The sequence below is a fragment of the Fusobacterium perfoetens genome (assembly GCF_021531475.1).
Lineage (GTDB): Bacteria > Fusobacteriota > Fusobacteriia > Fusobacteriales > Fusobacteriaceae > Fusobacterium_B.
The window spans coordinates 1-13426 of record NZ_JADYTX010000019.1; the positions used below are offsets into that span (position 1 = coordinate 1).

At 30.7% G+C, this 13426-nt stretch carries 13 protein-coding genes and 1 pseudogene; 7 read left to right on the top strand and 7 right to left on the bottom strand.

All coding sequences use genetic code 11. The annotated features are described in order from the left end of the window. Window positions 1–87: 87 nt before the first annotated feature. The 5 genes and pseudogenes from I6E15_RS05650 to I6E15_RS05670 form a co-directional block, all read left to right on the top strand. A pseudogene (locus tag I6E15_RS05650) lies at window positions 88–261 on the top strand (pyroglutamyl-peptidase I); the annotation flags it as partial. A 194-nt stretch (window positions 262–455) separates the two neighbouring features. Then, entirely contained in the window at window positions 456–1223 is a 768-nt protein-coding gene (locus I6E15_RS05655) for a LamB/YcsF family protein (RefSeq protein WP_235246743.1), read from the top strand. Next, window positions 1223–2416, top strand: coding sequence for an NRAMP family divalent metal transporter (locus I6E15_RS05660; protein ID WP_235246753.1), 1194 nt, complete (start codon window positions 1223–1225; stop codon window positions 2414–2416). The genes I6E15_RS05655 and I6E15_RS05660 overlap by 1 nt, the downstream gene beginning before the upstream one ends. Window positions 2417–2494: 78 nt before the next feature. Next, on the top strand, window positions 2495–3217 hold the full coding sequence (pxpB, locus tag I6E15_RS05665) for a 5-oxoprolinase subunit PxpB (protein ID WP_177162084.1): 723 nt from the start codon (window positions 2495–2497) through the stop codon (window positions 3215–3217). A gap of 2 nt (window positions 3218–3219) precedes the next feature. Then, entirely contained in the window at window positions 3220–4260 is a 1041-nt protein-coding gene (locus I6E15_RS05670; RefSeq protein ID WP_235246764.1) for a biotin-dependent carboxyltransferase family protein, read from the top strand. A 48-nt stretch (window positions 4261–4308) separates the two neighbouring features. On the opposite strand, the gene I6E15_RS05675 is transcribed toward I6E15_RS05670, so the two are convergent. Next, a complete protein-coding gene (locus I6E15_RS05675) occupies window positions 4309–5670 on the bottom strand; it encodes an MATE family efflux transporter (RefSeq protein ID WP_235246766.1) in 1362 nt (453 codons plus the stop codon). A gap of 196 nt (window positions 5671–5866) precedes the next feature. On the opposite strand from I6E15_RS05675, the gene I6E15_RS05680 reads away from it, so the two are divergent. Then, window positions 5867–7228 (top strand): MATE family efflux transporter, encoded by a 1362-nt coding sequence (locus tag I6E15_RS05680; protein ID WP_235246769.1) that lies wholly within the window; start codon window positions 5867–5869, stop codon window positions 7226–7228. A gap of 87 nt (window positions 7229–7315) precedes the next feature. Then, entirely contained in the window at window positions 7316–7609 is a 294-nt protein-coding gene (locus tag I6E15_RS05685; RefSeq protein ID WP_235246771.1) for a YerC/YecD family TrpR-related protein, read from the top strand. Window positions 7610–7652: 43 nt separating this feature from the next. On the opposite strand, the gene I6E15_RS05690 is transcribed toward I6E15_RS05685, so the two are convergent. The 6 genes from I6E15_RS05690 to I6E15_RS05715 form a co-directional block, all read right to left on the bottom strand. Beyond that, complete coding sequence (locus tag I6E15_RS05690) at window positions 7653–8762, bottom strand: alanine racemase (RefSeq protein WP_235246773.1); 1110 nt, start codon at window positions 8760–8762, stop codon at window positions 7653–7655. 34 nt (window positions 8763–8796) lie between these two features. Next, window positions 8797–10107, bottom strand: coding sequence for a D-serine ammonia-lyase (gene dsdA, locus I6E15_RS05695; protein ID WP_414146503.1), 1311 nt, complete (start codon window positions 10105–10107; stop codon window positions 8797–8799). Between the two features lie 132 nt (window positions 10108–10239). After that, the gene (locus I6E15_RS05700; RefSeq protein ID WP_235246777.1) at window positions 10240–10896 is read right to left on the bottom strand and encodes an HAD family hydrolase; all 657 of its coding nucleotides are present in this window, start codon (window positions 10894–10896) and stop codon (window positions 10240–10242) included. A gap of 1 nt (window position 10897) precedes the next feature. Continuing rightward, window positions 10898–11647, bottom strand: coding sequence for a 2-dehydro-3-deoxy-phosphogluconate aldolase (dagF, locus tag I6E15_RS05705; RefSeq protein ID WP_235246779.1), 750 nt, complete (start codon window positions 11645–11647; stop codon window positions 10898–10900). 13 nt (window positions 11648–11660) lie between these two features. Next, window positions 11661–12764 (bottom strand): DgaE family pyridoxal phosphate-dependent ammonia lyase, encoded by a 1104-nt coding sequence (locus tag I6E15_RS05710; RefSeq protein ID WP_235246785.1) that lies wholly within the window; start codon window positions 12762–12764, stop codon window positions 11661–11663. Window positions 12765–12785: 21 nt separating this feature from the next. Further along, entirely contained in the window at window positions 12786–13424 is a 639-nt protein-coding gene (locus I6E15_RS05715; RefSeq protein WP_235246794.1) for a DUF4310 family protein, read from the bottom strand. Window positions 13425–13426: the final 2 nt, after the last annotated feature.

The window sequence follows — 13426 nt, forward strand, 5'->3', positions numbered from 1 at the left end:
GAAGTCCAATAGAATATAGGAAATTTAAAGAAAAAAATGTTGATAATTAAATTGAGTACTTGACAGGGTACAGATCAAAAACACAACTTAAATATTCGCGGGGGATTTATTCACATCCCATACATTCGTGAACAAATTATAAATAAAAAATCTACACCTTATATGGAGCTTTCAACTATTGTAGAGGCTTTAAAAATTTCTATTAAAACTATCAAAAAATATAATAAAGATATTCTAGTTTCTGGAGGTTTAGAATTTTAACCAGCTTTAACAATATAAATCTCAGCTCAACAATATTTATATAAAATATTATATATTTATTTTATATTTAAAATATATATTATTTTTAGTATTTTTTTACACCATTTTTATTGTAAAATGTTCTTAATAATGATAGAATATCCATAATCAATAACTTTTGATTTTTAATTTTACTTTAAAAAGGGGGACTAAAAATGGTGAAAGTAGATTTGAATTGCGATCTTGGAGAAAGTTTTGGAGCTTACAAAATAGGTATGGACGAAGATGTACTACAATATATATCTTCTGCTAATGTTGCTTGTGGTTGGCATGCTGGAGATTCTATGGTTATGGAAAAGACTGTGGCACTTGCTAAGAAAAACGGCGTTGCTGTTGGGGCACATCCTGGTTTTCCTGATTTAGTTGGATTTGGTAGAAGAAATCTAAATGCTAGTCCAGCAGAAGTAAAAACATATATTAAATATCAACTTGGTGCTTTACAAGCCTTTGCTAAAGCTGAGGGGATAAAACTTCAACACGTTAAACCTCACGGAGCTTTATATAATATGGCTGCTAAAGATGCTAAACTTGCTATGGCTATCGCTGAAGCAATAAAAGAAGTTGATGATGATTTAATTTTAATGGGACTTGCTAATAGTGAAATGATAAAAGCTGGAGAAGCTTTAGGATTAAAAGTTGCTAATGAAGTTTTTGCTGACCGTGCTTATAACGACGATGGAACTTTAGTGGCTAGAACTTTACCTGGAGCTGTTATTCACGATAAAGAATTAGCTATAAAAAGAGTTATCAGAATGGTAAAAGAGGGAAAAGTTGAAAGTATAAATGGAAAAGATGTTGATATAAATGTTCAAACTATCTGTATCCATGGAGATAATCCTGAGGCTTTAGTATTCTCTAAAAATATAAAAGAGGCTCTTATAAAAGAAGGTGTAGAAATAACTAATTTAAGAGGTGATGAATAATGGCGGATAACAAAAATAAAGGGGCGATTGTTGGAGCTGCTTTCCTTATGGCTACTTCTGCTATAGGACCTGGATTTTTAACTCAAACTGCTGTTTTTACAGAACAATTTAAAGCAAACTTTGCTTTTACTATTCTTGTTGTTACTGTTGCAACTCTTATAGTTCAACTTAATATTTGGAGAGTTATTTGCGTTTCTGGTATGAGAGGACAAGATATTGCCAATAAAGTGGCTCCTGGTCTTGGATATTTTATCGCTGGACTTGTTTCTCTTGGAGGACTTGCTTTTAATATAGGTAACGTTGGAGGAGCTGCTCTTGGACTTAATGCTCTTTTTGGTTGCAATGTTACTGTTGGAGTTTTAATCTCTGGAGCTCTTGCTGTTTTTGTTTTCCTATCTAAAGATATGGGACCTGTAATGGATAAGCTTACAAAAGTTCTTGGAGGAATTATGATAGTTGTTATGGCTTATGTAGCTGTTTTATCTAATCCACCAGTTGGAGCTGCTATTCACGGAGCTTTCCTACCTGAAAGTTATGGAGATTTAACTCTTTCTATAGTTACTCTTCTTGGAGGAACTATTGGAGGATATATCACTTTTGCTGGAGCACATAGACTTATTGATGCTGATACAAAAGGAATTGAAAATCTTGATAAAATAAATCAAAGTTCTATTATGGGAGTTTCTATTGCATCTATAATTAGAATTATGTTATTCCTTGCTGTTCTTGGAGTAGTTTCTACAGGATTCGCATTAGACCCAGCTAACCCACCTGCATCTGCTTTCAGAGCTGGAGCTGGTGTTATCGGTTATAAAATATTTGGTCTAGTTATCTTTGCTGCTGCTCTTACATCTATCGTTGGAGCTGCTTATACATCAGTATCTTTCCTAAAAACTTTGTCAAAAACTGTTATGGAAAAAGAAAAATTCTTTATAATAGGATTTATAGTTTTCTCTACTGTCGTAATGGCATTTTTAGGAAAACCTGTTGTTTTACTAGTTCTTGCAGGTTCTTTAAATGGACTTATTCTACCTATAACTTTAGGAGTTATTCTTCTTGGTTCTAGAAAAAAAGAGATTGTTGGAGAATACAAACACTCTATGGTTTTAACTATTCTTGGAGCTATAGTTGTATTGGTTACTGGTTATGCAGGAATTACATCTTTACAAGGAATATTAAAACTTTTTAGCTAAAATTAAAATTTTAATTGAGAAGATTTTCCTCTAAAATTTTGAGGAAAATTTTCTCTCTTATATTATATAGGAGGAATTATGAGATTTTTAAAAGCTGGAGACTCTTCCCTTATAATTGAATTAGGTAATGAGATATCTCCTATAATAAACTATAACCTAAAAAAAATTACTGATTATCTTGATTCTTTAAAGCACCCTGCTATAAAAGATTTGTTACCTACTTATAGATCTGTTATTGTTTACTATGATCCTCTTTTAATAACTTTTGAAGAACTAAAAGATATAGTTGAAAAAAATTGTAAAATAGATGACACTAATGTAGATTCTATGAAAAAATTTATAGTCGAGATCCCTGTTCTTTATGGTGGAGAATATGGTCCTGATATAGAAAATATCGCTACACACAACAATCTTTCTATAGAAGAAGTTATAAAAATTCATACTTCTGGAGAATATTTAGTGTATATGCTTGGATTTACTCCTGGTTTCCCATATCTAGGTGGAATGGACAAAAGAATCGCCACTCCTCGTTTAAAAACTCCTAGAACAAAAATCCCCGGTGGATCTGTTGGAATAGCTGGAGAACAAACTGGAGTATATCCAATAGAAAGTCCTGGTGGTTGGCAACTTCTTGGAAGAACACCACTAAATTTCTTTGACCCTAATAATGAAAAACCATTCCTTATCAATGCTGGAGAATATATAAAATTTGTGCAAATCTCTGAAGAGGAATATCACAAAATAATTGAACAAGTAAAAAATAAAACTTATGTTGTAAAAAGTTACTGGAAGGAGGACTAGTTATGGAAACTATTAAAATTTTAGATGCTGGACTTTTAACTACTGTCCAAGATTTAGGAAGATATGGATTCCAAAGATATGGTGTTTCTGCTTCTGGTGTAATGGACGAGTATTCTGCCAAAATTGCAAATAAATTAGTTGGAAATAAAGTAGGTGAAGCTGTTCTTGAAACTACTTTAAAAGGTGTTCAAATAGAGTTTTTACAAAATACAGCTGTTGCAATTACTGGTGGAAATTGTGATGTAACTTTAAATGGAGCTAAAATAGAATTATGGCAAAGTTATTTAGTTAACAGAGGGGATATTCTTAAAATGGGAATATGCAGATCTGGACTTAGAAACTATCTAGCTTTTGCTGGTGGAATAGATGTTCCTATTATAATGAACAGTAAATCTACAAACTTAAAAGCAAAAGTTGGAGGATTTAATGGAAGAAAACTTATGACTGGAGATGTTTTATCAGTTGGAGTTGGATCTCTAGAAGCTCCTTTAACTCTTAACAAACATTATATTCCTACTTATTCTAAAGATATAAAAGTTGGAGTTATTTTAGGGCAACAAGATGACCACTTTACAGAAGCTGGTATAAAAACTTTCTTAAATGAAACTTATACTGTCACTCAAGAAAGCGATAGAATGGGTATCAGACTTTCTTCTGTATCTGGAGCTACAATAGAACATAAAAATGGTGCTGATATTATATCTGATGGTATAACTTTTGGTGCTATACAAGTTCCCGGAAGTGGACAACCAATAGTTATGATGGCTGATAGACAAACTACTGGAGGATACACTAAGATAGGAAATGTTATAAGCTCTGATTTAGCAAAACTTGCTCAAGCCACTCCTGGAACAAAAGTAAAATTTGTAGAATATACTTTAGAACAAGCTGTACAAGCTATAAAAAATAATGATATTATAATAAATAATCAAAATTCTTATATCTCTCCTGTTAAAGAGGAAGTTGTAGATAGTTCTAGTAGAGATTATAGAATAAAAATTAACAATAAAATTTTTGAATTAAAAGTTGAAAGAATAAGATAAAAATTTAAATGGACTTTTGCATTTATAATTTTGCAACAGTCCATTTTTTTAATTCATATTTTCCATTCTTTTTATCTCTCTTCTCACTAAAAAACTTGCCATTAAAAATGAGATAAAATCTGCCACAGGTCCAGCATATAAAACTCCATCTATCTCTAAAAATTTAGGAAAAATAACTATCATTGGAAGCAAAAATAAAATCTGTCTTGTTATAGAAACTATCATTCCTATCTTTGCTCTCCCTATAGCTGTGAAAAAGTTTCCACACATTGGCTGTACAGCATTTAAAAAAGTTAATCCCATAAATATTTTGAAATATTTCTCTGCAAAAATAAAATACTCCTCTGTTCCGTCTCCAAATATACTTGTAAGTTCTCTTGGAAAAATTTGAAATATCAAAAAAGCCAATGTTGATATTGTTATTCCTGTTCCTAACATAATTTTAAAAGTTTCTTTTACTCTCTCATAATTTTTTGCCCCATAATTAAATCCAATAATAGGTTGAGCTCCTTGAGCTATTCCAATTATTATTGAAATAAAAATAATATTTATTTTTGTTATTATTCCTACACAAGCAAGAGGGATAGCTCCACCATAAATAGAGCGTTCTCCATAATACATCAAAACATTGTTAAGAGTGATTTGAACTATCATCATTGCAAGTTGATTAGTGGCTGGTCCCATTCCCAAAAATATAATATTTTTTATTAAATCTAAAGATGGTGAAAATAAAATCTCTTTCGTAACTTTAAAACTTTTCATTTTGTAAAAAAGATAGTATATAACACAACAAAAAGATATTATCTGTCCAATAACTGTTGCCCAAGCAGCTCCAGCTATCCCCATATTAAGTCCAAAAATAAATATTGGGTCTAAAATAGTATTTGCCAAAGCCCCACTTAAAATACTTATCATTGAAAATTTTGGACTTCCGTCAGCTCTGATTATAAAACTCATCACAGTTGAGAGAATAATAAAAGGTATTCCAAAATTTGTTATTCCTGTGTAAGTTCTTGCATAGGGAAAAATTTTTTCAGTAGAGCCAAAAAAATAAAGTAAATTATCTAAAAATAAAAAAACTATTATTGAAATAATTAAACCTAAGACAGTTGCAAAAAATATTCCATTTCCCACTATTTTTTTAGCTTTTTCATCTTCGCCTCTCCCTTGACAAAGGCTAAAATTTGAAGCTGTTCCTATTCCACAAAGAAGAGAGGTTGCTAAACAAACTGTAACTAATGGAAATGCTACATTAGTTGCTGCATTCCCTAAGACTCCAACACTTTGTCCAATGAAAATTTGATCAACAATATTATATAAAGCACTAACAAGCCCACTAATTATAGCTGGTATTGAAAATCTTAAAAGTAACTTTGGTATTTTTTCTATTGCTAAAATATTTTTTCCCATACTCCTCCTTTACAAAAAAAGCATAAGTCACACAATTGGACTTACGCTTCCGCTACACATTGCTTAAAATTTCTTTAAAATATTATACCATAATTTTTTTATTTTTTCTAAATTTTTTAACTATTTATACTGTAAAATGTGTTATACTATCTTTTATAGATGACAAAAAGGAGGGGCTATTTTTTAGCATATTTTTATGAAATTATCAAATGATTTAGGAAATGATTCTATTCTTGGACTTGTTTTTAAACTAGCTATCCCTACAATGCTAGCTCAACTTGTAAATCTTCTTTATAGTATTATTGATAGAATGTATATTGGACATATTCCTATTGTGGGAAGTTTAGCTCTTGCTGGAGTTGGAATATGTGGACCAATAGTTGCTTTTCTCTCTTCCTTTGGAACTTTAATTGGACTTGGTGGTTCTATTATAATGTCAATCAGAATGGGAGAAAAAAATAATGAAAAAGCAAAACAAGTTTTAGCAAATAGTTTTTTGGCTCTTTCTATACTAGGAGTTAGTTTGACTATTATTTTTCTTTTATTAAAAAATAGATTGATTATGCTTTTTGGAGCTAGTGAGATTACTTTTTCCTATGCTAATACATATTTGACAATCTATACTTTAGGAAGTTTTTTCGCTCTTATGGCAATTGGACTTAACTTTTTTATAACTTGCCAAGGTTTTCCAATGATAGGAATGTTTACTGTAATTATTGGGGCTTTAACTAATATTTTACTTGATACTGTTTTTATATTTGGTTTGAAAATGGGAGTGGCTGGAGCTGCTTGGGCAACCGTTATAGCTCAGTTTTTATCTTTTTTATTTGCTTTTCTTTTTTTGACTAGCAAAAAAATTATTATCCCCATAACTTTTGGAGGATATTCAAAAGACATAATTAAAAAAATAATAAAATTTGGATTTTCTCCATTTTTTATCTTAGCCACTGATAGTTTGATTTTAATCAACTTAAATGCTATGCTACAAAAATTTGGAGGTTCGTCTCAAGGAGATTTACTTATCTCTGGAGCTACTATTATTCAAAGTTATCTTTTACTTATAACAGGTCCTTTAATTGGTCTTTCTGGAGGAACTCAACCTCTTTTAAGTTATAACTACGGAGGTAAAAATATAGAAAGAGTTAAACAAGCTGAAAAATATATTACAATTTTTGCTCTTACTCTTACAACTACTATGTTCTTTGCTACAAAATATATTGCCCCTTATTTTATAAGTCTTTTTACTACTGAATTAAGTCTTACTGATATCTCTCTTTGGGGGATAAAAATGAGTGTCTTGGCAATTATTCCATTGTCATTTCAATATTGTTTTGTGGATGGATTTACGGCAGTTGGAAGAATAAAAACCGCTTTTTCTCTATCAATGTTAAGAAAATTTACTTATATGATTAGTACATTTTTATTACCTATATTTTTTGAAGCTAAATTTGCTTTTTTTGCTCAACCTATCTGTGATATTGTTGGTTCAATAGCGAGTAGTATTGTTTTCTATCTTGTATTTAAAAAACATCTCGAAAAAAGATTAAGACAAAACTAAAATAAAAATAACTGTTGCATTTTTTCCAAAAAAACAATATAATTTAGTAAACTGAATTATTAAAGTGCTAGATGATAGGAGGAAAAAATGAATAAATTAAAAAATCCTGTAAATGATGCTTTATTTGAGGCTTTCTTAAAATTAGAAACTTTAGAAGAGTGTTATGCTTTTTTTGAAGATATTTGTACTTTTAAAGAGATTGAGGCAATGGGAGCAAGACTTGAAGCAGCAAAACTTTTAGATAAAGGAAATACTTATGAAGAAATTTTAAAAAAAATAAATATTTCATCTTCTACTCTTAGCCGTGTAAGTAAAGCTTTTAAATATGGAACTGGTGGATATAAACTTATTATTGATAGAGTAGAAGAAAAAAAAGATTAAAAATAGGGCTGTTAATCCAGCCCTATTTTTAGAATGTATCCCTCTAAATTCTTTTAAAACTATTTCCCCTTACATCAACAGGAATACTATCCACAACTTCCCCATTATCTACTACTGTATAAAAGCTACATAAGTTTGCAGTTGAACAAGAATGATTAGGTATTATCTCTATTTTATCCCCCACTTTTAAATTAGTTTCTCCGTGAATATGAAGTTTTCCAACTTCTTCTGAAAGTCCTGCAACTATAAGTTCCGGATGACCTATCACAGTTCCAAACCCTACAATAGAACTATTTCCATGTGCTCCTTGATCAAGCCCTAAACATTTAGCTCCAGCATCACAAATAAATAAATCTTCACTCGGATGAGAAATTATTGTTGCATAAACTGTTAAAGCACAATCTTTAACTTCTGCTTTTTTTATAGAAAGTTGAATACTATCTAAAAATACATAATTTCCTGGATGAAGTACATTTATATTTTTATCTTTTACAGCTTCAGAAAACGTAGGTGTTGAACCACTTGTTATATACTCAAGCTCATATCCTGCATCAATCATAAGTTCTTTTGCTTTTGAAAGAGTTTGACATTCATCATCAACATATTTTTGAATCTCCGTTTCACAAGTTGCTCCATAAACATGTCCTGGGTGAGATGAAATCCCTCTTAATTTTAGATTTTTCAATTTCTTTAACTGATCAGCAAATTCAACAAGATTATCTACCAAAACACCAAAACGATGAAGACCGCTATCAACAATTATTGTATAACTTACAACTATTCCTGTTTTTTCAGCCATCTCATTTATCATTTTAGCTCCATCAAGATTATCAAGTCTTATAATAAAGTCTGTTTTTTTAGTAAGTTCAATTACTCTTTCTATGTTTTCTTTACTTGCAACTGGATAAGCATACATTATTTTTTTCATACCCATTTCACAACACATTTCACATTCATCAAGAGTTCCACAAAGAGCACCTGTCGCTCCTATTTCAAGCTGCATTTCCATAAGTTTTTTACTTTTATGAGTTTTTATCATAGGCCATAATTCTTTTTTATTTTCGTTACACATCTCTTGATATACTCTCATATTATTTTTTAAAGCATTCATATTAAGCAAAATAGCAGGTGTTTTTAAATTTTCTTTTTTCATTTTCCCTCCTTCACTTACTAAAAAATACTATTAATTATTTTAAATGAGTTTTTAAGAATTTTTCCATATCCTCTTGAGGAACCATTCTTCCACCAGTAGCCCAACAAATATGATAAGCATTTTCTATATTTTTACCAATTTTTTCTTCTATATATTTTTTACTAGCTTCATATTTCATTAAAGTAACTGGTCCTTCAAATGCTGCACAAGAAGACGGCTCAATTCTTTTTGCTTCAGAACTATCAAGGCATCTTAAATAATCATAAAGCTTATAATCTTCTAATGTAAATATTCCACTTAAAATTGGATCCATTAAATGAGATACAAGTCCTGAAGCTCTTCCTACTGCAAGTCCATCAGCATGAGTTAATCCATAAATTCCTATATCACGAACACAGATATTTTCATATAATTCTGTTGCCATTCCAAGAACCATACAAGGTGCAAGAGTTGGTTCTACAAAGAATATGTAAGCATTTTCTTTAAATATTCTCTTAAGTCCATAAGCTACTCCACCTGGTGCTCCTCCAACCCCACAAGGAATATACACTAATAATGGATGTTCTTTATCTATAACAATTCCTTTTTCATCAAGTTGTTTTTTCATTCTTGAGGCTGCTACTGTATATCCCAAGAAAAGATTCATTGATTTTTCATCATCTACGAAATAACTCTTAGGATCTGCATCAGAATTTTTTCTTCCCTCTTCAACAGCTTTTCCATAGTCATCAGCATATTCTACTACTGTAACACCTTTTGATCTTAACATATCTTTTTTCCATTGTTTTGCGTCAGCTGACATATGAACTATTACTTCAAATCCTAGAGCAGCACTTGTTATACCTATACTTAATCCTAAATTTCCAGTTGATCCAACTTGAACTTTAAATCCTGAAAAGAATTTTTTAAATTTTTCATCAGCTAATATTGAATAATCATCATCGATAGAAAGCATTCCAGCTTCCATAGCTAACTCTTCAGCATGTTTTAATACTTCGTAAACTCCTCCTCTAGCTTTTATTGATCCAGCAACTGGAAGATGGCTATCCATTTTTAAATATAATTTTCCAGGTATGTTTACTTGATATTTTTCTTCAAGTTCTTTTTGCATAGCAAATATTGGTTCTAAAGGTGATTCTATAATTCCATTTGTTTCTGCAGTTTCTGGGAAAACTTTTTTAATAAATGGAGCAAATCTTGCAAGACGTGCTTCAGCATCTTTTAAGTCATCATCTGACATTGGTAATTCTTTTTCATATTCAGAATAATCTATTTCATTTGGATTTATCCATACAAATTCTTTTTTTCCAGCTATTTTTTCTACAGTTTCATTTCTATATCTCATTATCACTTCTGTACTCATCTTTTCTCCTTTAAAAATATTTAATCCTTTTAATATATGTTACTATTATTTAAAGAAAAAATCTAGTAATTTTTAACAAAAAAAAACCTCCCTTTTTAAGAGAGGTTTTTTAATCTAAAAGAATTCTATAAAAAAGTCCCTAACTTTTATTAAATCTTCAAACTTTTTAAATGGTAGCTTATTTTCTTCATTTGTAAATTTAACTGTATCTTCTACAACTATACATTTTATTCCCCCAGATATAGCTGCTTTCAATCCCAAAACTGAATCTTCTAATACAAAAGTTTCGTTAGGATCTACTTTAAACTTATCACAAGCTTTTAAAAATATCTCAGGATGTGGTTTACTATTACTAACCTCATCTCCAAAAACAAATTCATCAAAATACTCATATATTTTAGTATCTTTTAATTCTTTTTCTGCTATACTTTTTTCACTCGATGTTGCCACTACCATTTTTATATTTTCTTTTTTTAAAAAAGTTAATAATTCAAAAACTCCTTTTTTTAAATTTATTCCCTTTTTTTCTATTATTTGTCTTTGAATTCTTCTTTTTTCTTCTATAAAGTCAAATAATTCATTTTCATTAATGATATCTTTCAAAACTTTTATAGAATTTTCTCTATTTCCACCTTTAATTTTTCTAAGGATGTCCCCCGTAATTTTTATATCCCTATTTTTTCCAGCCTCTATCCAAGCCTCGTTTGCAATTCTTTCAGTATCTAAAAGTAACCCATCCATATCAAAAATGATAAGTTCTGGTCTTTTCATATTAATCTAAAAGTTCCTTTACCATTTGATATACTGCTTTTACATCTTCAACCTTTGTATTTCCAGTTTCTTTATCTATTACAGCACCATAAATATGAGGCATTACTTTTTCTACTCCAGCGTCTAAACATATTTTTGTAATTTCTTTAAAGTTACTTAAATCTACTCCACCTGATGGCTCCATCATTGGTACTCCGTGTCTTGCACAAGCTTCTGCTACAGCTTTTAATTCATCTTTAGATTTTAATCCACCCATTGGAAAATATTTTATTCCTTGAGCTCTCATATCTAATACCATTGCCATTGCTGTATCTACATCAACAATAGCTGGTTCCTCTTTTGAGCTAAGTTCCCCAGTAGAAATTTTTACTTTTCCAACTATTCCTGTTGGGCTCATAAGTACATTTATTGCTGTATTTTCTGATCCTAAAGCTTTCAATGCTCCTGCTGCGTAAGCTGCTCCTGTAAATACTTGATTAACGTGTCCTGGATCTGTTGCTGCTGCTATTAATGCTGCTTTTTGAAATTGTGCTGGATCTCCTGCTCCTAATCCAACAGAAACTACTGGAACTGTTTGCATATAATCTTTAACATATTCAATTCCCTCTTCTACAGTTGAAAATTGTTTTGATAATACTCCAATTGCTGTATATCCATCTATTGCATCAAAAACTTCTTTTCCATTTTTTTTATCTTTTGCTAAAAAATTAACTGCCACTCTGTCTTTATAAAATTTTATTTTTGTTTGCATTTTTTCCTCCAATTTATTTTAAAATTTCTTTTATTCTTTTTGCAATATAAACAATATCATCATCAGTTAAAGCTCTCATATCTACGTTTACTATTCCTAAATTAGCATAATGTTTTCTTACGTGAATTTCTGCTTCTCCCTCTCTTAAATGTTTCATAAAATCTTTTCCAGTCATATTAGTTAGTTTATCATTTAATTTTATTTGAACTCTATAAATCTCTCTTCCAGCTTCATCTTGAACTATTGAAGTATTTACTTTTGGTTCATCTTCTAACTCTTTTATTAGAAGATTAGCTAACCTCATTTGTTCTGCTACTACTAATTTTTCATCTCTGTCTGCATATTCTTCAACGGCTTTTAAAAGTCCCATCATACACATTTTTCCTATTTTCATAGCTCTTCCAATACCTTTATATTGCATTTTTATAGCATCAATATACTCTTTTTTTCCTGTTACAAATCCTGATGCTGGTCCACATAGAGCCTTTGCTCCTGAATAAATAACTAAATCTCCACCTTTTTGAAGATATTTTTTTATATCCTCTTCTGCTGCTGCATCAATTATTAAAGGTAAATTATTTTTATGAGCTATCTCTGCCATCTCTTCTATAGAAAGCATTCCCTTTTGAACTGCATGATGCGATTTTACATAAAGAAGAGCAACTGTATTTTCATCTATAGCTTCTTCTACATGTTCTGGTTTTACTTCGTTACTACAACCTACTTCTACTGGTACTCCTCCCCCAAGCCTTATCATTGTAGTCATTGGAGCACCATAATTTACTGCGTGACCCTTTTGAAGAATTACTTTATTTTTTAACCCATCTGTTATTGGTAATCTTTCTATATAAGAAATATTTTTTCCTGTGATTAATCCAGCTACAGAAAGAGCTATTGCTGCAGAAGCACTAGATGTTACACAAGTATCTTCTCCTCCTGTTACTTTAGATATTAATTCTCCAACTCTATCAATCAAATCATCTATTACAACAAAATTTTGACCTGCTTGTTTCATTGTTTCAGCAACTTTATCACTTACTTTTGATACTCCTAGTGCTGTCATTTTTCCACTTCCATTTATTACTCTTTTTAAACCTATATTCTCATATATGTTCATTATCCTCATCTCCAATTTTATCTAGAAAAATAATGCAAGCCCACCTATAAGCATAGCACCTATTATGGCTCCCCCAGCTATATGTCTATCATATTTATAGAATAAAGCTGCTCCTAAAAATGCTCCTACTCCTGCTGGGATATTGTATTGAATAGCTGATAAAATAATTAATGGTCCTAAAAATCTTCCTGTCGCATTTCCCGCTCCCATCATTATTCCTGTTCCACCAGCTGACATTCCTTCTGGCATAGCTTTTCTTATTGCTATAATTATTATTCCAATTATAACTCCAATAGCTGCTCCTGTTAAAAGAGCTAATGGGAAATTTTTAACAGGTGCTTCTATTCCTGAAGCAAGAAGTAATGCTGGTATTCCTACTCCTACTCCTGTCATTAAAGATCCACCTACATCTAATAATCCTACTAATGGTCCTTCTAAGACTCTGGCTATTAAAAATCCTGCTGCAAAACCTGCTGCCGCTGCATAATCTCCACCACTAAGACCTTGGTCTAACATTTTTACAACGAAAATTTCATTAAAAGCTCCTACTCCATGAACAACATACATATGAGTCCCTGCAAAAATTGCAGCACAAGCCATTCCAACTAATAATGGAAATGATATATCAGCAAGTAAAAATTTATTTTTATTATTTTCCATAA

Excerpts from the sequence above, each read along its gene's own strand:
- I6E15_RS05655 (WP_235246743.1), top strand. The coding sequence starts at position 456 with ATGGTGAAAGTAGATTTGAATTGCGATCTTGGAGAAAGTTTTGGAGCT.
- I6E15_RS05660 (WP_235246753.1), top strand. The coding sequence starts at position 1,223 with ATGGCGGATAACAAAAATAAAGGGGCGATTGTTGGAGCTGCTTTCCTT.
- pxpB (WP_177162084.1), top strand. The coding sequence starts at position 2,495 with ATGAGATTTTTAAAAGCTGGAGACTCTTCCCTTATAATTGAATTAGGT.
- I6E15_RS05670 (WP_235246764.1), top strand. The coding sequence starts at position 3,220 with ATGGAAACTATTAAAATTTTAGATGCTGGACTTTTAACTACTGTCCAA.
- I6E15_RS05675 (WP_235246766.1), bottom strand. The coding sequence starts at position 5,670 with ATGGGAAAAAATATTTTAGCAATAGAAAAAATACCAAAGTTACTTTTA.
- I6E15_RS05680 (WP_235246769.1), top strand. The coding sequence starts at position 5,867 with ATGAAATTATCAAATGATTTAGGAAATGATTCTATTCTTGGACTTGTT.
- I6E15_RS05685 (WP_235246771.1), top strand. The coding sequence starts at position 7,316 with ATGAATAAATTAAAAAATCCTGTAAATGATGCTTTATTTGAGGCTTTC.
- I6E15_RS05690 (WP_235246773.1), bottom strand. The coding sequence starts at position 8,762 with ATGAAAAAAGAAAATTTAAAAACACCTGCTATTTTGCTTAATATGAAT.
- dsdA (WP_414146503.1), bottom strand. The coding sequence starts at position 10,107 with ATGAGATATAGAAATGAAACTGTAGAAAAAATAGCTGGAAAAAAAGAA.
- I6E15_RS05700 (WP_235246777.1), bottom strand. The coding sequence starts at position 10,896 with ATGAAAAGACCAGAACTTATCATTTTTGATATGGATGGGTTACTTTTA.
- dagF (WP_235246779.1), bottom strand. The coding sequence starts at position 11,647 with ATGCAAACAAAAATAAAATTTTATAAAGACAGAGTGGCAGTTAATTTT.
- I6E15_RS05710 (WP_235246785.1), bottom strand. The coding sequence starts at position 12,764 with ATGAACATATATGAGAATATAGGTTTAAAAAGAGTAATAAATGGAAGT.
- I6E15_RS05715 (WP_235246794.1), bottom strand. The coding sequence starts at position 13,424 with ATGGAAAATAATAAAAATAAATTTTTACTTGCTGATATATCATTTCCA.